The sequence below is a fragment of the Microbacterium sp. bgisy207 genome, from assembly GCF_057706855.1.
This window is the reverse complement of the sequence record NZ_JBYIPB010000013.1, coordinates 35,941-55,860: the sequence shown is the minus strand read 5'-3', so window position 1 is coordinate 55,860 and position 19,920 is coordinate 35,941. Positions and strand designations below refer to the sequence as shown.

The following is a 19,920-nucleotide window of genomic DNA, read 5'->3' as shown; positions in this document are numbered from 1 at the left end:
CCCCCTGACGTGACCACAATCGGCCCGGACGGCGGGAGCGCGCGAACCGGCTCGCCCTACGACGGGATGACCGCCGCGGTCGGCACACTCCACGGCAAGGAGAGGCAACTCGAGCCCGCGCTGCGGCGGTGGCACGGCGTGCTCGTCGTAGCCACCCGGGAGGTGAACACCGACCAATGGGGAACCTTCACGGGCGAGAGGCCGCGGCGGGTGGCTCCCGCGGAGGCGGCACGACTGAAGGCTGAGGCTGCTGCGGATGAGCTCGGGGCCTCACTGGGGATCGGAACCGAGGCATCGTTCGCGAGCGTGCTCGGATTCGGCCCGCCAGTGCACGAAGAGATCGTCGTCTTCGTCGATCGCGCTCGAGGCATCCACATCACCGAGACGCATCGGCGGTTCTCCCACGTGCCCCCACCGCGGACCGCTGCAACCCCCGCCGAAGCCCGGGTACTGCTCAGCGCCCTCGGCTACCCGTCCCACGGCGCGGTTATCCGCGGCTCTCGCGGCGAGGTCGTCAAGGGCGTGCAGACCTTCGAACCCGTGTCGCGAATGCTGTCAGCGGGCCAGGTCACGATCGAGGCCGACCTGCGCGCACACATGAATCCGACACGGCAGCGGGTCATCCGGCGCCTCGCCTGGCATCTGGCTGCGCGACTGCTCTGCCTCTGCCCGGCCTGCGGTACCCCTGGCTACGGCATCGTCGAGCGCGAGCGAGGGCTGCCCTGCGCCGCCTGCGGTGCGCCGACCCACGCCATCCGCGCCGATGTGTGGGGCTGCGCGTCATGCCCCCGGCGGCAAGAGGTCACACTCCCAGCGCGCACCGCCGACCCCGGGCGGTGCGATACCTGCAACCCCTGACGTCAGACTGGTGGGTGCGGCATGTCAGTCCCTGTGCCGAGACGCCTGAGGCCGCCGCGCGAGGGCGACAACGGCGGACGTCACGGCGAGCGCACTGGCGGCGATAGCCAGTGCGGGAAGCGGAGCCACTGCCTGCACGACCGGGATCAAGGCGACGAACACAACCGCCGGAATAGCGACGGCTCCCGCGTGCGGGGCGGCGCTGACCCATGCGGAGAGCGCGACGGTGGCCACGACACAGGCGGTCCCGGCCATCAGCGCGATCGCGCCAAACCACCCGAACGGTTCGCTGTCCGCGACGTGCGCCATCGCCTCTTCGACCCCCAGGGCTGTGATGATCACACCAGCAACGATCGCCGCATGCCCGTACGAGTAAACGTCCCGCGCCATGACCACCTGGCGCCCCTCGGATCTGCGCTCGAGTTCACTCTCACCCCATGGCGCAAATCGCGTGAAGTAGGTCCACCAGAGCAGTATCGACAACAGCAGCGCAAGAACAGAACCGATGACCACGGATGCCGAGATCGGCTCACGCGCGACCGCGACGCCGATCGCAACGATGGACTCACCAAGCGCGAGGATGACGACCAGGCCGTGCCGTTCAGCCCAATGCGACGGGCTGTGCAGTCCCCACCCGCCGCCCGAGCGCGAAGAGAGTCGAGTGACCAGCAGGTCGTAGACGAGGGCACCGAGCCAGATCCACAGTTGAGCCTGCCCTCCGATCACCGCTCCGATCACGAGGGCCACAACCGACGGAATCATCGCACCCCCGAGGAACACGATGATCTGTCGCCGCAGCGCCGCGTCTTCGCCGGCGCTCAGCGCATAGAGCGCGACGTGCACGAGACGCACCAGGGTGTAGGCCAGCGCAAGCACGAGCGCCGCCGTCGGTGAACCCTCCGTCGCGGCGAAGGACTCGGGGATCGCCAGAGCGATCACGAACACCGCGGCCATCGCCACCGACATCCCGACGATCATCACAGTCTGATCCGCGGGTGCGCGATTGGCCACCCACGCGAACCCCACCCACGTCCACCAGAGCAGCCCGAGGACGACCAGTCCCTGCAGGAGCGCCTGGGCGTTGTGGCCCTCGACCATGAAGGCCGAGACCTGCGTGAACGCGAAGACATAGACCAAGTCGAAGAACAACTCGAACGTCGTGACCCGACCTGCATCGCCTCCCGCAGACCGAACTGCGACACGCAGTCCGCGGCTCCGCGGCTCGGAGTGCGATGGTGAGGGAGAACCACTCATGAACAACCTTTCGTCATCCCGTGAGACTGCCGACGGCGCATGACCGCCACACCAGGTCAGCGACCCGGCGCGCCCAGTCCGCGGGGATCGCGCGTCCGGCGACGTGGAACGAGTACCAGGACCCCGTCAAGAAGCTCGCGGCGATCTCGACGTCGGCGTCAGCGGTCAGGTCACCCGCCGCTCGTCCCGCGGCGAAGATCCGACGAAGGCGCTCTCTGCGGGGGCCAACGATGAGCTCCAGGTAGGAAGCGCGAACGTGCGGATCGAGCCCATCGCTGAGCATCAAGCCGGCCAGGGGCAGCGCCCCAGCGGCGCTGATGCAATGCGCGAAGTGCTCCAGCTCAGCAACGAGGTCTGAGTACGGGTCCTCAGTCACGGCTGGCGGATCCACCTGAGCGAGCCGGGCGACGGCATCCACGATCAACGAGGGCTTGTCTTTCCATCGCCGATAGATCGCCGGTCGCGTGGTGCCAGCCGCCTGGGCGACCGCAGTCAACGAGAAGGCACCGTATCCCTTTTTCGCCAGCTCCACGAGGGCGGCATCCAACACGTCATCGTCGATCGTGCTGTCGCGAGGGCGCCCGGGTGCGATGGAGCTGCTGTTCACATCGCTAAACTATTACGTGCCTGTAACGTATTGCAATAGCGCTTCGATCGGTCTAGCGTGACCTCCGAGTCCGCGAGCCAGAGAGGATGCCGTGAGAGTCGCGATCGTCGGATATGGCAACGTCGGTTGCGCCCTTGCCGGGGCGCTCCTGTCCGCGGGGCACGACGTGACCTTCGTCGCGAAGGACGAGGATCCCGCTTCCGCGTCGGCGGCGCGAGAAAGCGATCCGCGACTCGCGCGCGCGTCTGTCGCTTTCGCCGATGACGCGATCCGGACATCCGACCTCGTCATCCTGGCACTGCCCTACTCCGTGGCCGCTGCCTTCGTCGCGAATCACGCAGCGACGCTGGACGGGCGCATGGTCATCGATGCAACGAACCCGGTCGGCCCAGCCTCCAGCCACGCGGTAGGAACACGCTCGGGCGCTCAGGTGATCGCGGACGGTGCGCCCGGCGCACGCGTCGTGAAGTGCTTCAACCTCTACGGCGCAGAGAACCTCGGGGGCGTGCCGGCCAATGGCACCGCCGAGCCCCTTATGCCGCTGGCCGGGGACGACGGTGAAGCGAAGGACGCCGTTGCGCATGTTCTGAAAGACCTGGGGTGGGAGCCGCTCGACGTCGGCCCGCTCGCGGCAGCACTTGACCTCGAACACCTCGCGCTGCTGTGGATCCGACTGGTCCGCACCGGTGGATACGACGGACACCTCGTGTGGTCGGCTCTGCGCTGGGCACCGCGCACCTGATCGCGGTGATGCAGCGCATAACTCATTCCGGGGTGCGCCGCTCGCCGACCGCACTAGCGTCGGAGCATGCAAGCACAACGAGCCGGGGCAGGCGGTCCTGTCATCGTCACCGGGGCGGCGAGTGGGCTCGGGTCCGCGATTGCGGCACGGCTCGCCACGGGCGGCATCCGGGTGATCGGAACGGATATCACGGCGGACCAGCCCGCAGACCTGGCCCCGACAGTGACCTACCGACACCTCGATGTGTCGCGGGCTGACCACTGGGAACGTCTCGCAGCTGAGCTCGCCGCGGATGGCGTACCGGTAGCCGGTCTGGTGAACAACGCCGGAGTAACCCATCGAAGCCGGCTCGGGAACATCGACCCCACCGACTGGGGCCGGGTTCTGGCGGTCAACCTCACCGGAGCGATGCTCGGCATCCAAGCCCTTGCGCCGTTGATGGCTGCCGGGGCGTCGATCGTGAACATCGGATCCGCGGCGGCGCTCACGGGCCATTACCCGGCCGCGTATTCGGTCTCCAAGTGGGGACTTCGCGGGCTCACCCATGTGGCAGCCACTGAGCTCGGGCCCCGCGGCATCCGGGTCAACATCGTGCACCCCGGCTACATCGAGACCCCCATGACAGCATCGGCCCCAAGCGCGATGCGTGATGCGCACCTCGCGCTGACCCCGCTCGAGCGCGTCGGCGCGCCAGACGAGGTTGCCGGGGCAGTCGCCTTTCTGCTCTCGGATGCCGCGTCCTACGTTTCGGGAACCGAGATCACCGTGGATGGCGCTTTCACCTCGAGCGGGGGAGCGAAACTCATCGCTGACGCGCTCGAGCGGCCATAGCGCGAGCGCGTCAGCGACAATCAGCCGCTGAGCTCGTCGACGATCTTCCGCGCTCCCCGGACCGCGATCGCGACGCTTGTGAGCGTCGGGTTCATCGTGTTGGCCGTGGGGATCAGTGCGTTGCCGCCGACGACGAGATTCTCGAAGCCCCAGACCCGAGACCAGGGATCGGCGACGCTGGTCCCGTCATCTTCCACACCGGCGCGCATCGTGCCCATGAAGTGCAGGCTCGAGCCGTTGGGCAGCAGCCGAGGACCGGCGACCAAGGTTCCCATCGCGTTGGCGAGCCGGCCGAGCCGCTCTGTGACGATAGCGATCTCCGCGTTCTCCCGCTCAGTGAGTTCGTACTCAATCGTCATGTTCGGGAATCCGCGGTAGTCGAGCTCACTGTCGTCGAAGAAGACACGATCCTGAGGACGAGGGTGCTTGCGCACGCCGAAGCCCATGTTCACGTACCCCCAGCGGTTCCCGGCCGCAGGGTGGTCGGGATCGAGAACGAAAGGCGGGTTCTCCGCATACATGACCTGAAGAGAATACGGATGCTCGGGCTCGGAGAAGGGGATACGGTTGACCGCTGCTACCGGGTCGGCGGCGTTGACGGCACGTCGGGCCAGTTCCGCCTCGAACTCTTCCTCCGACACCAGGCCTCCCATCCGTTCCGCGTCCAGCGCAACGGTGCAGATGACGGCGTGGTGTTCAGTGAGGTATCTGCCCAGCGCCGCGGGACGGATGCCGGATGCCCACAGCAACTGCGGCGAGCGGAACGCGTCGGCGGCAACCACCACGACATCCGCGGGCACGAACGAGGTCTCCCGCGTGCGCAGGTCCTCAACGGTGACGCCCGTAGCGCGCGCCCCGTCGTACTCGATTCGGCGCACGAGGTTGAGATCACGCAGCTCGAATCGCTCGGACTCCGGCGTGCCGTCCTGGATCAGGGGACCGAGCACCATGTCGGAACCGCCCCAGACCATCGATCCGTCCGGCTGGGGGTCGCCGGAGATAGGGAGGGTGCTCGGGCCATAGCCTTCGGGCAGTTCGCCACCGAACTCGTCAGAGAGGATCATGCGGATCGCCCGACCGATCGCCGAGTCCGAGAAGGCGTCGCCGTGGTGGTGCAGCAGGCCCTCCGCTGTGGAGATCAGATCTTCCCATTCGTCGTCGGCGATGAAGTCGAGCTTCTCGCTGAAGCTCGGACGCGGTATCGCGCAGGTCCAGTGGGCGCCCTGTCCGCCGACGTTGTTGGAGGCTGCAGCGGCGGGGAACTGCTCGGCATGGGCTGACCCCTCGCCGCCGAAGTCGAGAAGGAAGGTTCCCTGCCGCGCGGTGAACATCCCCTCCACGGCGACGCCGTCGGGGATGCCCAGAGACTCGCGGAACGAACCGGCCTGCGGACCTTGCGACATCTCTCGAGCTCGCGCCTTCGCAGCCGGATCGGCGATGTTGCGCACGCTGCTTCCTGCAGGTTCTGTCACCTGGGGGCCGGCCTCGAACATGACGACTCGCGCGTCGGGCAACCCTTCGACGATGATGCGTGCATACGCGCATCCGATCGGGCCGGAGCCGACGATGGCGACGGTGGGGCTGTTCATGCGCTCTCCTTCGAGCTTCGGGACGCGTCGGGCGCGGATTCGTTTGCTGGGGCTACGGGGGCAGCAGACAGAGTTCCGGGTGGAAGAAGCATGGCTGCGACGATCCCGAGAGCGTACACAGCGGCAAGTCCGAGGAACACCGGCGCCAGCACATCGGTATAGATCGCCGCGACGGTGGCCTGCACCTCGGCCGGAGCCTCGTGGACGAGAGCCGGCGTGAGACTTGCGGGATCCAGTTCGGCGGGCAGTCGGCTGGCGACTCCCACACCGATCACCCCGCCGATGATCGCGGTGGCAACTGTCGCACCGACCTGGCGGACCAGGTTCACTGTTGCTGTCACCGCGCCGGTGTCACGGACGGGAGCTTCGGCCTGGACGATGGCGATGACAAGACTTTGGAACGATCCGGTTCCAAGCCCCACGATTCCCATGACGACCATGGGTACCCACAGGGGCAACCCGACCGGAAGCGCGGCCATTGTCGCCAGCCCCACGGCTCCGAGGATCGTCCCGATAATGGGGAAGATGCGGTAGCGACCCGTGCGACTTGCCAGCCACCCGGTCAGCAGGTTGGAGGGGGGTGGGTCGCTGAGGGATTCGTCTCAGCCCTACGCTACCCCCTTAGGCATATTTTCTACATAAGAACGACGGATAGGCGTATAAGGATCTCGGATCGATCCCCCTCTGTTGCGTCATGAGCCCCCCGCACGGGGCGGTTCCGCCTGATCTGGCGCGCCTCCTGGCTGCGGGGTCAGCGGATAGCGGGTTCGGCCAGCCCGCCTGCGGCCGGGGCCTGGCGGGCGAATTCCCGCGCAGCAGGAGCGGCGGTCTCATCTCGGAGGCGCAGGTACAGCCTGAGCGAGCGATCAGCAGGCCATTCCGGCTCGAGCAGGTTTCGCGGGAGCCCCGGGTCGGTGCGGACGAGGGCGAGCCAGTCCGCGACGAGCATTACCCGCATCGAGAGTGCAGTTGACGCATCTGCGACGGCGGAGTCCGACCAGGCATCGATGAAGCCCACGTGCGCGGCGTGGATAGCGTCGATGTCCCACGCTGTTCTCACGGCATCCGCGATCGGGAAGCCGTCGAGTTCGCGCGCGTGAAACGCGACCAGGCCGGTGCCAAGTTCAGGGAGCAGACTCGCAAGGACTCGCTGCAGGTCGACCACTCCCGGTGCGATCCACAGCCCGTCGCGGAGCGGGGCGAATCCCTCCCAGGTCAGCGTGGAGCGCAGCCGATGGCGCAGCGTCCGTTGCCCCTCGGGAACGCTGAACGTCGCGAGAGTCCAACCGTCGCCATCAGCATGCAGCGGCTGCGGGTTGCGCACACGCTCGCCTGCCTCGGTGAGCATCGCCGCACCCTCGGTGGTCAGGACGAACGACACTTCACGCCCGTGCCGCTCTCGACGCAGGATGCCGTTCTGCTCCAGACGGTCCAGCGCCGCGCGGGTCGCCGGGGGCTGGATGCCGGCCCCCCCGAGCACGTCGATGAACAGGCCAGCCCGCACCCAGGTGTCCGGATCGTCGAGCACGTACTCGCCCAGCAGTGCCAGCGCGAGCTCCCGAGGAGATCGACTGCCGAGAAGCGGCGAAGCGGCGGTACTCATCCCTGCGCCCGCACGGCCTCGCCGCGCTTCGCGCGCTGGATCTGTTCGTACACGTGTGTGCGCAGCTCGGTGAAGCGCGGCATCGCGCGGGTGGTGATCTGGTCGCGGTCCTCGGGAAGATCGATGTGCAGATCCTCTTGCACCCAGGTGGGCGACTTCGACAGGACGACGACCCGCTCGCCGAGGGAGACCGACTCGTCGATGTCGTGCGTCACGAACAGGATCGACATCCCGCGCTCGCGATGAAGCGTGCGTACCAGGTCTTCGAGGTCGGCGCGCGTCTGGGCATCCACCGCGGCGAACGGCTCGTCCATGATGAGCACCTCGGGTTGGTAAGCGACAGCGCGAGCAATCGCGACCCGCTGCTGCATCCCGCCCGAGAGCTGCCACGGGTAGCTCTTCGCGGCATGGTCGAGGCCTACAGCGTGCAAAGCATCGTCGATGAGCCGATCCCGCTCGGCGCGGGAGAGCTTCTTGTGTCGCAGCGGGAGTTCGACGTTGCCGCGCACCGTCAACCACGGATACAGCGAGCGGCCATACTCCTGGAACACCAGCGCCATGTTCTCGGGCGGATCGGTCACTGGCTGCCCGTCGAGTTCGATGACGCCGGCGGTGGGTCGCAGCAGACCCGCGACACACTTGAGCAGCGTCGTCTTCCCGCAACCGGACGGTCCGACGATGCACACCAGCTCGCCCTGGTGCATCGCAAAGCTGATGTCGCCGATAGCCTCGACGATTCCGGTCGATGACTCGTACGTCTTCTTCAGGTTCTCGACCTTGAGCAACGTGTCAGGCACGCTCCACCTCCTTGATTCCGTGATACCACCGCAGCACCCGCCGCTCGACCAGGCCGAACAGAGTGGCAAGCAGCACGCCGATCAGACCCAGCAACAGCACGCCGCTCCACATCTCGGCGATCAGATAGTTCGTCTGGAAGTACTTGATCTTGTATCCGAGCCCGGACGCGTTGTTGAACAGCTCGGAGATCACCATCAGCAGCAGCGCCACCGACAGGGACTGCCGCACGCCAGCCATGATCCGCGGGCTCGCGGACGGCAAGACGAGATACCGGAGCCGCTCCCATCGGGTGAGGGCGAACGACTGAGCAGTCTCTGTCATCACCGAATCGGTGGCCCGCACTCCCTCGATCGTGTTCAGCAGGATCGGCCAGATCGAGCCGGCGACGATGATGATCACTCGCGCGTCATCCCCGATGCCGAAGATGATGAGAACTGGCGCGATGATCACCGGCGGGGGAATGGCGCGGAAGAACTCGAGCGTCGGCTCGAGAAGCTCCCGCAGCCACCGGACGAGTCCGATGAGTGTTCCCGCGGCGATGCCGATGACGATCGAGAGGATGATGCCGAGCGCGAGGCGATACAGGCTCGGAATGACGTCGGTGAAGAATGCCGGCCCGATCCACGTGTCGACGAACGCTTCCAGGATCGTCAGGGGCGGTGGGAAGAACTTCTGAGGCGAGATCCCCGTCCAGATCGCCCACGCGACGATGAGGACGATCGGAAAGCCGATGGCATAGCCGACCTGGATCAGAAAGCCCTTCCAGCGTCGGCGAGCGGGCGGCGGGGTGACGACTGTCGTCGTGTAGAGGGTCACAGCACTTCCTCCCCGCGCACTGACTGATGCCACGACAGCGCGTGGCGCTCGATGAACCGGAAGACGAGGTTGACGATGAGGCCGAGAAGCCCCGCAACCAGGACGTAGGTATAGACGGTCAGCCAGTCACCGACCGTGAGCGCGTTGGTGATCTGGCTCCCGATACCCGGGATGCCGATCACCAGCTCCGCGGTGATCGTGAGGATGAGGGCGACCGCCGCCCCGAGTCGAAGCCCGGTCATGAGGTAGGGCAGCGACGTCGGAAAGATGAGGCTGCGGAACTGCGAGACCTTCGACAGGCCATAGCTGCGCGCGGTGTCGCGGGCCACCGTGTCGATGTCGGCGACGCCGTAGAGCACCTGCACGAAGACCTGCCAGAACGTCGCGTAGACGATGATCACGAGCCCCGCCTGGGGCTGGAGTCCGAAGATCAGGATCGCGACCGGGATCAGCGCCACCGATGGGATCGGGCGCAGGAACTCCACGGTCGTGTGGGTCGCCTTGCGAAGAAAGCGGGAGAGCCCGACGAGCGTTCCGAGCACGATTGCGGCGACGGTGGCGATGGCAAGGCCGGTACCCCACAGACTCAGGGTGCGTCCGACATTGCGCCAGAACTCGAGGTCGCGCATCTCGCCGAACAGGTTCGCGAGAGTATCAGTGGCATAGGGCAGGTATTGCGGGCTGACGATTCCCAGCGTCGGGATGAGTTGCCAGGTGGCAAGCATTCCCACGATGCCGAGGAGGCCGAGGCCGATCTTGCGGGCCGATCGCGCTGCGTTCGCGCTACGGCGCCTCCGGGTCGGGGCCGGAGCGGTGGCGGTAGCCATGGTTTTCCTTCGGGTCGCTCAGACAGGGGGGCGGGGACGCGGAAGGGATGCCGCCGGTGAGCGGCATCCCTTCCGCCATCCGTTACTGCTCCTGGATGAGTGTGTCGAAGTTCGGCTCAGCGTCCAAGACCCCGTATCCGACCGCAAGAGAGGCCAACTCCTCGAGATCAGCGACGTTCAGGTCTCGGCGATCGGGAGCGCGGCGACGCGGACCGTGGTCAGCTCCCCGGTTCCCTCGGTCATGGTTTCGGTCGGTTCCGGGGCCGCACCGGAGTCGGTGCATCCGGAAAGGAACAGGGCTGCGGCGGCAAGCGCGCCGAGTGTTGCAAGACTCTTCTTCATCGGAGGCCTCTCGTTGGCGAACAGGGGTGAGAGCGGTTCCACCGGTGCAGTACTGGCCCTGGTTCACGCCAGCGGCACCGCGTCGTACCGTCGCAGCCATAGTGCGACGGTACGTGCCGTCTGTCAAGAGTTTTTCGACGACCGTCACAAAACAGTTGAACTTTTTCGCGACGCCCCGTCCGCCCCGAGAGGGCTTCTCCCCGCCCGACGTCAGGAGTCGAAGCCCACGCCGAACAGTCCGGCAAGCTTCAGCAACGGACCGTCTTTCCCGCCGTTTCGGTCCGACTTGGCAACGGCTCGGCGCATCATCTGGATCAGCGGGTAGGCCAGCGGCTCGGGCGGAATCGGGATGGGGAGCTTGCGCGACATCTTCAGCCTCGTGCGCTCGGTATCGCGTCCCTCGAGCAGGTCGAGCATGACCTCTGCACCGAACCGCGTTGCTCCGACACCGAGCCCCGTGTACCCGGCGCTATAGGCGACGCGCCCGCCGCGAGCCGACCCGTGGAACGCGACGAGCTGGGTGGACATGTCGATCGCACCACCCCACTTGTGCGAGAACCGGATGCCGGACAGCTGCGGGAACGTGCCGTAGAAGTGATCAGCGAGTCGCTCAAAGGTCTCGGGGCGTTGATCCTGCGCCGCTCTGACGCGCCTGCCGCGGTGGTAGACCGCGTCATACCCGCCGAACAGAATCCGGTTGTCAGACGATTTTCGGTAGTAGTGGAACTCCCGCGACGAATCGGTGATGCCGTGACGCTCGGTCCAGCCGATCGCGGCGAGCTGGTCGGCGCTCAGCGGCTCCGTCATGAGCACGTAGTCGTAGATCGGCACCGTGAACAGCCGCAGTTCGGGCAGCAATGACGAGAAGACGTTGGTGGCAAGGGCCACCCGGTTCGCACGAATCTCGCCCTGTGCGGTTTCGGCGACCATGCCTACGCCATCGGGGCGAAGGCGAGTCACCCGCGTCCGCTCGTAGATCTCGACACCGTGATCTTCGGCAGCCGCCGCGAGCCCCCACGCGAGCTTGGCGGGGTTCACATAGGCGACGCCATCCGTTCCGAACAGTCCCGCGCGGTAGAGCGGGGAGTTCCCCTTCTCACGAAGGCTCTCGCCCTCCAGGAACGTCTCGCTCGGGGAGCGATCGGCAGCTTCCCGGAGCCAGCCGATCTGGTGCGGCTCGGTGGCCACCGTCAGGACACCGGTCTCCTCCCATTCGGCGTCGATCCCGTAGCGCTGGATCGCTGCGCGGATCCCAGCGAAGTTCTCGTCAGCGAGGCGGTTCAGCACCGGCATCTCGTCAGCGAAATGCAGCTCCCCGTTCTCCCATCCGTGAGTGAGGCTCGCTTCGCAGAAGCCGCCGTTTCGACCACTCGCGGCCCAGCCGATACGGTTTCCCTCGACCAGGACGACGCGCCGCTTCGGGTCACGCTCTTTGGCGATCAGTGCTGTCCAGAGCCCGGCGAACCCCCCGCCCACCACGAGCAGATCGGTGGACACCCGGCCAGAGACTGCACCGCGTGGGGCGGGACGGTCAGGATCGTCGAGCCAAAACGGGGTGGTGGATGCCTCCGCCAACGCGCCGCGGATGGTGCCGAGGTCAGTGCGGATCTCATGGCCGTATGCGGTGGTCGCGCTCATGGGCATCCTCTTTCGTTGGTGGTCTGGGTCCCACCCGCAGTCGCGAGGCGGGTCATGGTTCCGGTTCGAGATCTGGCACGATGTAGACCTTTCGAAGGACCGTGGGCACGTGCCACCGCGTCCGCATTCCTGACTCGAGTCGACACAGAGACCCGGCGCGCAGCTCGATCGTCCGGTCGACCCGCCCGTGCTCCTCGATGAGTTCCACGGTCGCCTCGCCCGAAACGACGACGAACACCTCGTCAGCCTCGATGTCCCGCATCGAGCCGGCAGTCATCTCCCAAATCCCGACCGTGGTGCCACCGACCCCTGCAACATCGACGAAGCCCGTGCTGGGCTCTCCCTCGAGTCGAAGATCGTCGGAAACTGGAGTGCCCGCGACGCCCAGATCCGCCACAACGAGCGGCTGGAAGGGTTCGAGGGTGGTCATCGCGGCATCCTCAGCCGAGGCGACCTAGCGCCGCGTCGATGATCGTGAGGCCTCGGTCCAGTTCCGATTCGGTGACGACAGCCGGTGGCACGACGTGGAGGCGGTTCTCGGCGAAGAACCCGAGGAGGCCCTGGTCGAGAAGGTCCTTCTTGAGCGCCGCCATGCGCTCGGCCCCGAGGGGTTCGCGCGTCTGCCGGTCGGCAACGAGTTCAACGGCCCAGAAGACGCCGCGCCCCCGCACCTCGCCCACCACGGCATGACGCTCGGCGATCTCGCGCAGGCGCGGGCCCAAGATGTCGGTGCCCATGCGGGCCGCGTGTTCCACGATGTTCTCGTCGGCCATCGCCTCGATCGTCGCGACGGCTGAGGCGGCAGCAAGCGGATGACCGGAATACGTGAGGCCGCCGGGGAAGACCCGGTCATCGAACGTGCGCGCGATCTCATCCGAGATGACCACTCCACCCAGCGGCACGTAGCCGGAGTTCACGCCCTTCGCGAACGTGATGAGGTCGGGCGTCACGTCGAAAGCGTCGAACGCGAACCACTCGCCGGCGCGCGCGAAGCCTGCCATCACCTCATCGAGGATGAAGACGATGCCGTAGTGGTCGGCGATCTCGCGGACTCCGGCGAGGTATCCGGGCGGCGGAACGAGCACGCCGGCGGTTCCGGGGATCGTCTCAAGCAGAATCGCGGCAACGGAGTCGGAGCCCTCGGCCTGGATGGTTCGTTCGAGGTGCCGTAGTGCTCGCTCGCTCTCCTGTTCGGGAGTGGTCGCCCAGAACTCCGTCCGATAGAGGTAGGGCCCGAAGATGTGCACGTGGCCGCGCGAGAACTCGTTGGGGATCCGACGCCAGTCGCCGGTGGCCACGATCGCCGCGCCCGTGTTGCCGTGGTACGAGCGGTATGTCGAGATGACCTTGTCGCGCCCGGTGACCAGCCGTGCCATGCGGATCGCGTTCTCGTTGGCGTCGGCCCCACCGTTGGTGAAGAACACCTTGGTGAAGCCCTCCGGTGCACGCTCCAGGATCAACTCGGCGGCGCGCGCACGAGTGGCGTTCGCGTGAGCCGGTGCGACTGTCGTGAGTTGCGCTGCCTGCTTCTGGATGGCCTCGACGACCCGCGGATGCTGGTGGCCGATGTTCACGTTGACGAGCTGGCTCGAGAAGTCGAGGTAGCGGCGACCATCGACGTCCCAGACCTCGCTCCCGCTACCACCGGCAAGCGGCAGAGGAGCAAGGGAGCGCTGCGCGGACCAGGAGTGGAAGACGCTCGATCGGTCGCGCTCGCTGATGCTCGCGTTCGTGTCGTCAGGAGTGAGAGCCATGCCCCCTAGTGTGCTCCGCCGAACCAGCTCGCATAGTTCACAATTGTCGTACCGCACACTCTTCGATCGACAGATTGGCACGACGATTCCGACCACGCTGCGCTCCCTTCTGGCAGTTCGAGCGTTCGGCCTGCGCGCCGTGGGTGATCTCGATGCTGATCACCTCGACCGCGCCATTTCCTGGGTCCACAACTCGGACCTGCCCGACCCCACTCCGTGGCTCGAACCCGGGCAGCTCCTCCTGACCGACGGCGGGCAATTCACCGGACCGGGCTCGACCTCTCCCGAGGCTTACTGCTTCCGGCTCCAGCAGCGCGGAGTGGCGGGCTTGGGATTTGCGATTGACGTCATCCATGCGGCGGTGCCCGCCGAACTCGCGGCGGCCTGCGAGCGCCACGAGATCCCGCTCATCGAGGTGCCCGGCACGACGCCGTTCATCGGCATCATCCGACACGTCGCGGATGCCGAAGCCGCCGACCGGAGCGCGAGGCTGTCGTGGACGCTGGAGTCGCAGCGAGCACTGGCGAGGGCAGCTGTGCGCCAAGACGGGCTCCGGGCGATCCTGCGGACCCTCTCATCGCGGCTCGGCACGTGGGTCGCGCTCTTCGACGCCGCAGGAAGACCGCTCAGCCTCCCTGGAATCGCGGAGGTTCCGGCATCCGTGGACTCCGCGGTCCAAGAGCAGTCTCGGATGCTGCTTCGCAAGTCGAAGCCGGCGAGCGTTCGCATCACCGAGCCCCTCGCCGCGACGCTGCAGACGATTGGCCAAAGCGGGCGCCTGGGCGGCGTGCTCGCCGTCGGGGCTGACACCCCACTGGACTCCGCCCACAGCGATCTCGTCGAGTCGGTCATCGCCCTGGCAAGCATCGCGCTGGAGCAACAGCGCGCCGTCTCGGATGCGCGCCTGCGCGTGCGTACCGGAGTCATCGAGCTGCTCCTGGCTGGCCGCACTGACGAAGCTGCGCGCTCCGCGACGGCGCTGTGGGGACGGATGCCGGCACCGCCCCTTCTGGCCGGTCAGGTGATCGGTTTCACCGGTAGTCAGTCGCTTCTCGACGAGCTCGAGCTTGCCGCGACGGCCGAGCCGGGTGCACTGTTCTTCGCCGAACGTGAGGAGGATCTGCTGATCATGGTCGCTCGCGATGGGCTCGCGGGGGTGGCCGATCTGCTGCGAAAGCACGACACGGCCGCAGGGTTCGCCGAGCTCCATCGATGGGACGAGCTCGGCCGCGCGCTGGCCGAGGCGTCCCATGCCGCCCGACAGTCGAGCGAGCCCGGGGTCATCGAGTTCTCGGCGATCGCCGAGAACGGCATGATCGGCATGCTGCGAAACAACGGCGGTCCGCTCGTCGCCCGCCGGATGCTCGCGCCGCTGGATCAGCTGGCTCCAGCGCACCGTGAACGTCTGCTGGCCGCCGCTACCGCGTGGTTCGCCGCCAACACCGCATGGGACCCAGCTGCCCGCAGCCTCGACATCCACCGACACACTCTGCGCGCCCGCATCGATGAACTGGGCGAACTCCTCGGCCTGGATCTGTCGACCTTCGATGGTCGCGCTCAACTGTGGGCGGCGATGGAACTCTCCTCCGCCGAACGCTGAGCGCCGACGCGTCCTCAGGTGTTCTGCGGGAAGCCGAGGTTGATCCCACCGTGTGTTGCGGGGTCGAGCCAGCGCGCGGTGACCGCCTTCTCGCGCGTGAAGAAGTCGAACCCGTGAACGCCGTAAGCCTTGGCATCACCGAACAGCGACTTCTTCCATCCGCCGAACGAGTGGTACGCGACCGGCACGGGGATCGGCACGTTGATGCCGATCATGCCGACCTGGACTTCGCTCTGGAATCGCCGGGCGGCGCCACCGTCGTTCGTGAAGATGGCGGTCCCGTTTCCGAACTCGCCCGAGTTGATCAGCGCGACTCCCTCATCGAAGCTCTCGACCCGCACGATCGACAGGACGGGACCGAAGATCTCTTCCGTGTAGGCGCGGCTGGTGGTGGGAAGGCCATCGATGAGGGTCGGTCCGAAGAAGAACCCGTCCTCGTGACCGTCGACGACCAGCGAGCGGCCGTCAACGACGATCGTCGCGCCATCAGCCTCGGCGATGTCGACGTACCCAGCCACCTTCTGGCGGTGCTGGTCGCTGATGAGCGGCCCCATGTCGGGTTCGGCGTCTCCGGTCTGCGCTCCGTTGCCGACGGTGAGCTTCGCGATGCGATCCGAGATCTTCGCGATGAGCTCATCGGCGACCGGCTCTACCGCGAGGACCACGCTGATGGCCATGCACCGCTCGCCCGCGGCGCCGTAGCCGGCGTTGACAGCCTGGTCGGCGACGAGGTTGAGATCGGCATCCGGCAGTACGAGCATGTGGTTCTTGGCGCCACCCAGCGCTTGAACGCGCTTGCCGTTGCGGGCGGCGGTCTCGTAGATGTACTGCGCGATCGGCGTCGAGCCGACGAAGCTGATCGACTCGACCACCGGCGAGTTCAGGAGCCCGTCGACAGCGAGCTTGTCACCCTGCAGGACGGTGAACGCGCCATCGGGCAGGCCCGCTTCCTTCCACAACCCTGCGAGCCAGAGCGCGGCCGACGGATCCTTCTCGCTGGGCTTGAGGACGACGGCGTTGCCCGCTGCGATGGCGACGGGGGCGAACCACAGCGGGACCATCGCGGGGAAGTTGAAGGGGCTGATGATGCCCACGACGCCCAGCGGCTGCTTGAGGGAGTAGACGTCGATTCCGCTGGAAGCGTTCTCTGAGTAGGCGCCCTTGATCAGGTGCGGGAAGCCGGTGGCAAGTTCCACGACTTCCTGGCCGCGAAGGATTTCGCCCATCGCGTCGGAGAGCACTTTGCCGTGCTCGGCGGTGATGATCGCCGCCAGCTCCGGCTTTCGCGCGTTGAGCAATTCACGGAAGGCGAAGAGCACGCCCTGCCGCTTGGCGACCGACCACGTCGACCATTCTTCGAAGCCACGTCGCGCTGATGCAATGGCAGCGTCAGTTTCCGTCTGGTCGGCCAGCGCGACGTTAGCCGCGACCACGCCGGTGGCGGGGTTGAAGACTCGTGCCGTGCGCCCGGATTTAGACGCCGTCGGTGCGCCGTCGATCCAGTGCGGGATGGTCGGGAGGTCGAGTTCAGCCATGTCGTCAGGTTAGGTCACCTGCCAGGACAAACCGATCGACAATCTGGCACGCGTGTTCGACGCGGATGCCACACCGGCACGGCATGTTCCCCGTCCATGACTATGCATCAGATGAGCAGGTATACGGCTCCGATGATCGTGAGGGCGATCACCAGGTACTCGAACACGCGTTGGCTGATGGCGGATGCGATCTGGCGGCCCACGAGCGCACCGAGGACGACCGCGGGCACGAGGATCAGATCGATCAGCAGGCCTTGCGGTGTGATGAGCCCGAGGCCGATCGAGAACGGAACCTTCGCGACATTCACGGCCGCGAAAAACCACGCCGCAGTGCCGAGAAACACGTGAACCGGAAGCCGAGCGGCGAGGAAGTACATCGACATCACGGGTCCAGCGGCGTTGGCGACCATCGTCGTGAATCCGCCCATCACCCCGTAGAAACCCGCCGCCACCGTGCCCGGAACCGCGTCGGCATCCGCGCGGGATCTACGCCGCCAGAGCGTGAACGCGATAACCACCAGCAGGGCGTCTCGCCGACACCGTCCACCTGATCCTCACATCGTGCTGACGGTCACGCCCTTCGTCTCCGGCGCGGAGTCAGCGGGAGCCCCGCCTTCGACGCCGGCCATCGACTCAATGTTGATGATCCGCCCATAGCGCTGTCGACGCATCACGGGGACCGCAGCTAGACACATGAGGTATGTCCCGCGAAGGTTGATGGCAACGACCCGGTCGAATGTCGACACCGGCACCTCTTCGATGTCTGCCCGATCATCGCCCTGCGGCGCTGCCGCGTTGTTCACCAGCACGTCGAGGCGGCCGTATCTGTCGACGGTCTCGGGCGCGCCCGTCACCGTGCCGATTGGCGAATGGCGAAGGCCCCGATTCCCGCGTGACTCTGCGGATATCGAGGCCTTGCGCATGGCGGTGACGGTGGGATTTGAACCCACGGTAGGGGGTTACCCTACACAACTTTTCGAGAGTTGCACCTTCGGCCGCTCGGACACGTCACCGTCGTCCAGCTTACGACACGCCGCGGCCCCGCAGAAATCCTGGTCGCGGCGGCATCCGGCACGCGGTACACCCCGTCGAAACCGCGCCGACATGAACCGGCGATAGCGTCGCGGGCAGCGAGCGTCGCTATCGGTTGCGGCGCCAGAACGGAAGCCATGAGCGTGCACCTCCTCACCGCCGACATCCTCGTTCCGATGGATGCCTCTCGCAGCGTCCTCACAGATGCGGGCGTGGCGATTGACGGCGACGCCATCGTCAGCGTCGGGGTTCGCGAGAAACTGCTGCAGCTGCATCCGGATGCCGCGCACACGCACCTCGCCGACCGGGTGCTGATGCCGGGCCTGATCAACGGCCACCACCATTCAGGTCTCTTGCGCGGCACCGCCGAGCACCTGCCGGTGTACGAGTGGCTGCGCGTGCACATCGATCCGATGCACCGGGTGCTTGAGCCGGACGACGCCGCGGCTGCCGCGTGGCTTTGCTACGCCGAGGGTCTGCTTTCGGGCACGACGACGGTCGTGGATATGTGGCGCTACATGGACCGGGCTGCGAGCGCCGCGGTCGAACTCGGCAACCGGCTCGTGACCGTCAACTATGTCGGCGAGCACCCGGATTTCGACTACTTCGACACCCTCGACGACAACGAGCGGATGCTGCGCGATTGGACGGGCGCCGGCGGTGGGCGCATCATGCCCTGGGTCGGGCTGGAGCATCCGTTCTACGCCGACGACGCCGGCCGCGCCCGCGCCGTCGCGATGGCCCGCGACTATGGAGCCGGCATCTACACCCACTGCAGCGAGTCCGAGTTGGATGTGCGGATCTTCGCCGAGCGCACCGGCCTGCGACCGATGCATGCCCTCGAGCGCATGGGCTTCTTCGACACGCCCAGCGCCATGATCGCTCACGCCGTCTGGCTGGACGCCGACGAGATCGAGCTGGTCGCTGAGCGCGGAGTCGGCGTCTCCCACAACCCCGTCAGCAACATGAAGCTCGCCAGCGGCATCGCGCCGATCGCCGAGATGCTCGAGGCCGGGGTGAACGTCGCCATCGGCACCGATGGCGAGAAAGAGAACAACAACCTCGACATGTTCGAGGAGATGAAAGTCGCCTCCCTGCTCGGCAAACTGCGAAAGATGGATGCCGCAGCCATGGATTCGTGGCAGGTCCTCGAAATGGCCACGATCGGCGGGGCGCGGGCCATCGGTCAGGGGGACCGGCTCGGCTCCCTCGAACCCGGCAAGCAGGCCGATCTGATCGCGGTGCGGACCGATACACCACGGATGACTCCCCTGTTGCCGGCCGGATCGCACGCCAATATCCACCACAACCTCGTGCACGCCGTCCGCGGCAGCGACGTCGATCGGGTGGTCGTCGCCGGTCGCACTGTCGTCGCTGACGGCATCCTCACCACCGCCGATCTCGGCGAACTCATCGCGGAGGTCCGCGACCGCGTCCCCGCACTGTTCGCGCGTCGCGCGGCGTACCTCGCTTCGGTCGGCGACCCCGCCGGACTGTTCTCGCAGTAGCGCACTCTGCCAGGATGGGAGGGAGAGTTTCGCGACCCGATCGGAGTGTCATGACCACGTTCGACCAGCTGCTGTCAGAGCAGATCGGCCACGAGTTCGCCGCCAGCCAGCAGTACATCGCCATCGCCGTTTGGTACGACGACCACGACCTGCCGCAGCTCGCGCGCCACTTCTACCGCCAGTCCGTCGAAGAGCGCAACCACGCGATGATGCTCATCCAGTACCGCCTCGACCGCGACATGGGCGTGACCATCCCCGGCGTTCCGGCTGTGCGCACCGACTTTGCCGACCACGCCGAGCCGATCCGCCTGGCACTCGAGCAGGAGAAGCGCGTTTCGTCACAGATCGAGGCGCTCTTCGCCGCGGCCCGCGCCGAGAGCGACGGACTGGGCGAGCAGGCGATGCTGTGGTTCCTGAAGGAGCAGGTCGAGGAGGTCGCGTCGATGACCACGCTCCTCAACATCGCGGAGCGCACCACGAACCTCTTCGACATCGAGAACTTCGTCGCTCGCGACATGCCGAACGGCGACTCGACCGAAGCCGACGCCCCGCCCGCTGCCGGCGGCGCGCTCTAGCCCGACCTTCC

Annotated in this window: 20 protein-coding genes, 1 tRNA gene and 1 pseudogene; 6 read left to right on the top strand and 16 right to left on the bottom strand. The window is 66.7% G+C overall.

Annotated features, from left to right (window positions below; genetic code table 11):
* Positions 1–9: 9 nt before the first annotated feature.
* On the top strand, positions 10–858 hold the full coding sequence (locus AC3ENO_RS12530) for a DUF6671 family protein (protein WP_434970945.1): 849 nt from the start codon (positions 10–12) through the stop codon (positions 856–858).
* A 24-nt stretch (positions 859–882) separates the two neighbouring features.
* On the opposite strand, the gene AC3ENO_RS12525 is transcribed toward AC3ENO_RS12530, so the two are convergent.
* On the bottom strand, positions 883–2,112 hold the full coding sequence (locus tag AC3ENO_RS12525; RefSeq protein ID WP_434970944.1) for a low temperature requirement protein A: 1,230 nt from the start codon (positions 2,110–2,112) through the stop codon (positions 883–885).
* Positions 2,113–2,125: 13 nt separating this feature from the next.
* Positions 2,126–2,719 carry a TetR/AcrR family transcriptional regulator gene (locus tag AC3ENO_RS12520; RefSeq protein WP_434970943.1) on the bottom strand — a complete coding sequence of 198 codons (594 nt, stop codon included), beginning with the start codon at positions 2,717–2,719 and terminating at the stop codon, positions 2,126–2,128.
* A gap of 91 nt (positions 2,720–2,810) precedes the next feature.
* Here AC3ENO_RS12520 and AC3ENO_RS12515 point away from each other — a divergent pair, with 91 nt between their 5' ends.
* Positions 2,811–3,461 carry an NADPH-dependent F420 reductase gene (locus AC3ENO_RS12515; protein WP_434970942.1) on the top strand — a complete coding sequence of 217 codons (651 nt, stop codon included), beginning with the start codon at positions 2,811–2,813 and terminating at the stop codon, positions 3,459–3,461.
* A gap of 66 nt (positions 3,462–3,527) precedes the next feature.
* Positions 3,528–4,292, top strand: a complete 765-nt coding sequence (locus tag AC3ENO_RS12510) for an SDR family NAD(P)-dependent oxidoreductase (RefSeq protein ID WP_434970941.1) — start codon at positions 3,528–3,530, stop codon at positions 4,290–4,292.
* Positions 4,293–4,312: 20 nt separating this feature from the next.
* Here AC3ENO_RS12510 and AC3ENO_RS12505 read toward each other — a convergent pair whose 3' ends face one another.
* From AC3ENO_RS12505 to AC3ENO_RS12460, 10 genes are all read right to left on the bottom strand, one after another.
* Positions 4,313–5,881, bottom strand: a complete 1,569-nt coding sequence (locus tag AC3ENO_RS12505; protein ID WP_434970940.1) for a GMC oxidoreductase — start codon at positions 5,879–5,881, stop codon at positions 4,313–4,315.
* Positions 5,878–6,375 (bottom strand): MFS transporter, encoded by a 498-nt coding sequence (locus tag AC3ENO_RS12500; protein ID WP_434970939.1) that lies wholly within the window; start codon positions 6,373–6,375, stop codon positions 5,878–5,880. The genes AC3ENO_RS12505 and AC3ENO_RS12500 overlap by 4 nt, the downstream gene beginning before the upstream one ends.
* 257 nt (positions 6,376–6,632) lie before the next feature.
* The gene (locus AC3ENO_RS12495) at positions 6,633–7,484 is read right to left on the bottom strand and encodes a PaaX family transcriptional regulator (RefSeq protein WP_434970938.1); all 852 of its coding nucleotides are present in this window, start codon (positions 7,482–7,484) and stop codon (positions 6,633–6,635) included.
* Entirely contained in the window at positions 7,481–8,281 is an 801-nt protein-coding gene (locus tag AC3ENO_RS12490; protein WP_434970937.1) for an ABC transporter ATP-binding protein, read from the bottom strand. The genes AC3ENO_RS12495 and AC3ENO_RS12490 overlap by 4 nt, the downstream gene beginning before the upstream one ends.
* Complete coding sequence (locus AC3ENO_RS12485; RefSeq protein WP_292726865.1) at positions 8,274–9,098, bottom strand: ABC transporter permease; 825 nt, start codon at positions 9,096–9,098, stop codon at positions 8,274–8,276. Before AC3ENO_RS12485 ends, AC3ENO_RS12490 begins: the two co-directional genes overlap by 8 nt.
* Entirely contained in the window at positions 9,095–9,925 is an 831-nt protein-coding gene (locus AC3ENO_RS12480) for an ABC transporter permease (protein ID WP_434970936.1), read from the bottom strand. The genes AC3ENO_RS12485 and AC3ENO_RS12480 overlap by 4 nt, the downstream gene beginning before the upstream one ends.
* A gap of 177 nt (positions 9,926–10,102) precedes the next feature.
* Positions 10,103–10,267 (bottom strand): hypothetical protein, encoded by a 165-nt coding sequence (locus AC3ENO_RS12475; RefSeq protein ID WP_292726867.1) that lies wholly within the window; start codon positions 10,265–10,267, stop codon positions 10,103–10,105.
* Between the two features lie 210 nt (positions 10,268–10,477).
* On the bottom strand, positions 10,478–11,905 hold the full coding sequence (locus AC3ENO_RS12470) for an NAD(P)/FAD-dependent oxidoreductase (protein ID WP_292732592.1): 1,428 nt from the start codon (positions 11,903–11,905) through the stop codon (positions 10,478–10,480).
* Positions 11,906–11,957: 52 nt separating this feature from the next.
* Positions 11,958–12,335: a cupin domain-containing protein gene (locus AC3ENO_RS12465; protein ID WP_434970935.1), complete on the bottom strand. Its 378-nt coding sequence runs from the start codon at positions 12,333–12,335 to the stop codon at positions 11,958–11,960.
* Between the two features lie 10 nt (positions 12,336–12,345).
* Entirely contained in the window at positions 12,346–13,659 is a 1,314-nt protein-coding gene (locus AC3ENO_RS12460; protein WP_292726870.1) for an aspartate aminotransferase family protein, read from the bottom strand.
* A 43-nt stretch (positions 13,660–13,702) separates the two neighbouring features.
* Between AC3ENO_RS12460 and AC3ENO_RS12455 the strand changes: the two genes are divergently transcribed.
* A complete protein-coding gene (locus AC3ENO_RS12455; protein WP_434970934.1) occupies positions 13,703–15,259 on the top strand; it encodes a PucR family transcriptional regulator in 1,557 nt (518 codons plus the stop codon).
* A gap of 14 nt (positions 15,260–15,273) precedes the next feature.
* Here AC3ENO_RS12455 and AC3ENO_RS12450 read toward each other — a convergent pair whose 3' ends face one another.
* The 4 genes and pseudogenes from AC3ENO_RS12450 to AC3ENO_RS12435 form a co-directional block, all read right to left on the bottom strand.
* Positions 15,274–16,794 (bottom strand): CoA-acylating methylmalonate-semialdehyde dehydrogenase, encoded by a 1,521-nt coding sequence (locus AC3ENO_RS12450; RefSeq protein WP_434970933.1) that lies wholly within the window; start codon positions 16,792–16,794, stop codon positions 15,274–15,276.
* Between the two features lie 107 nt (positions 16,795–16,901).
* Positions 16,902–17,318, bottom strand: a pseudogene (locus AC3ENO_RS12445) (TSUP family transporter); the annotation flags it as partial.
* Between the two features lie 30 nt (positions 17,319–17,348).
* Positions 17,349–17,648 carry an SDR family NAD(P)-dependent oxidoreductase gene (locus tag AC3ENO_RS12440; protein WP_292726873.1) on the bottom strand — a complete coding sequence of 100 codons (300 nt, stop codon included), beginning with the start codon at positions 17,646–17,648 and terminating at the stop codon, positions 17,349–17,351.
* A 68-nt stretch (positions 17,649–17,716) separates the two neighbouring features.
* Positions 17,717–17,807, bottom strand: a tRNA-Ser gene (locus AC3ENO_RS12435).
* Between the two features lie 156 nt (positions 17,808–17,963).
* Here AC3ENO_RS12435 and AC3ENO_RS12430 point away from each other — a divergent pair.
* Positions 17,964–19,334: an amidohydrolase gene (locus AC3ENO_RS12430; RefSeq protein WP_434970932.1), complete on the top strand. Its 1,371-nt coding sequence runs from the start codon at positions 17,964–17,966 to the stop codon at positions 19,332–19,334.
* Between the two features lie 50 nt (positions 19,335–19,384).
* Complete coding sequence (locus tag AC3ENO_RS12425; protein ID WP_228177457.1) at positions 19,385–19,909, top strand: ferritin; 525 nt, start codon at positions 19,385–19,387, stop codon at positions 19,907–19,909.
* Positions 19,910–19,920: the final 11 nt, after the last annotated feature.

Bases quoted from the DNA above. Each gene is read 5' to 3' on its own strand.
- AC3ENO_RS12510 (WP_434970941.1), top strand. From the start codon at position 3,528: ATGCAAGCACAACGAGCCGGGGCAGGCGGTCCTGTCATCGTCACCGGG.
- AC3ENO_RS12450 (WP_434970933.1), bottom strand. From the start codon at position 16,794: ATGGCTGAACTCGACCTCCCGACCATCCCGCACTGGATCGACGGCGCA.
- AC3ENO_RS12460 (WP_292726870.1), bottom strand. From the start codon at position 13,659: ATGGCTCTCACTCCTGACGACACGAACGCGAGCATCAGCGAGCGCGAC.
- AC3ENO_RS12525 (WP_434970944.1), bottom strand. From the start codon at position 2,112: ATGAGTGGTTCTCCCTCACCATCGCACTCCGAGCCGCGGAGCCGCGGA.
- AC3ENO_RS12480 (WP_434970936.1), bottom strand. From the start codon at position 9,925: ATGGCTACCGCCACCGCTCCGGCCCCGACCCGGAGGCGCCGTAGCGCG.
- AC3ENO_RS12465 (WP_434970935.1), bottom strand. From the start codon at position 12,335: ATGACCACCCTCGAACCCTTCCAGCCGCTCGTTGTGGCGGATCTGGGC.
- AC3ENO_RS12505 (WP_434970940.1), bottom strand. From the start codon at position 5,881: ATGAACAGCCCCACCGTCGCCATCGTCGGCTCCGGCCCGATCGGATGC.
- AC3ENO_RS12425 (WP_228177457.1), top strand. From the start codon at position 19,385: ATGACCACGTTCGACCAGCTGCTGTCAGAGCAGATCGGCCACGAGTTC.
- AC3ENO_RS12470 (WP_292732592.1), bottom strand. From the start codon at position 11,905: ATGAGCGCGACCACCGCATACGGCCATGAGATCCGCACTGACCTCGGC.
- AC3ENO_RS12430 (WP_434970932.1), top strand. From the start codon at position 17,964: ATGAGCGTGCACCTCCTCACCGCCGACATCCTCGTTCCGATGGATGCC.
- AC3ENO_RS12495 (WP_434970938.1), bottom strand. From the start codon at position 7,484: ATGAGTACCGCCGCTTCGCCGCTTCTCGGCAGTCGATCTCCTCGGGAG.
- AC3ENO_RS12475 (WP_292726867.1), bottom strand. From the start codon at position 10,267: ATGAAGAAGAGTCTTGCAACACTCGGCGCGCTTGCCGCCGCAGCCCTG.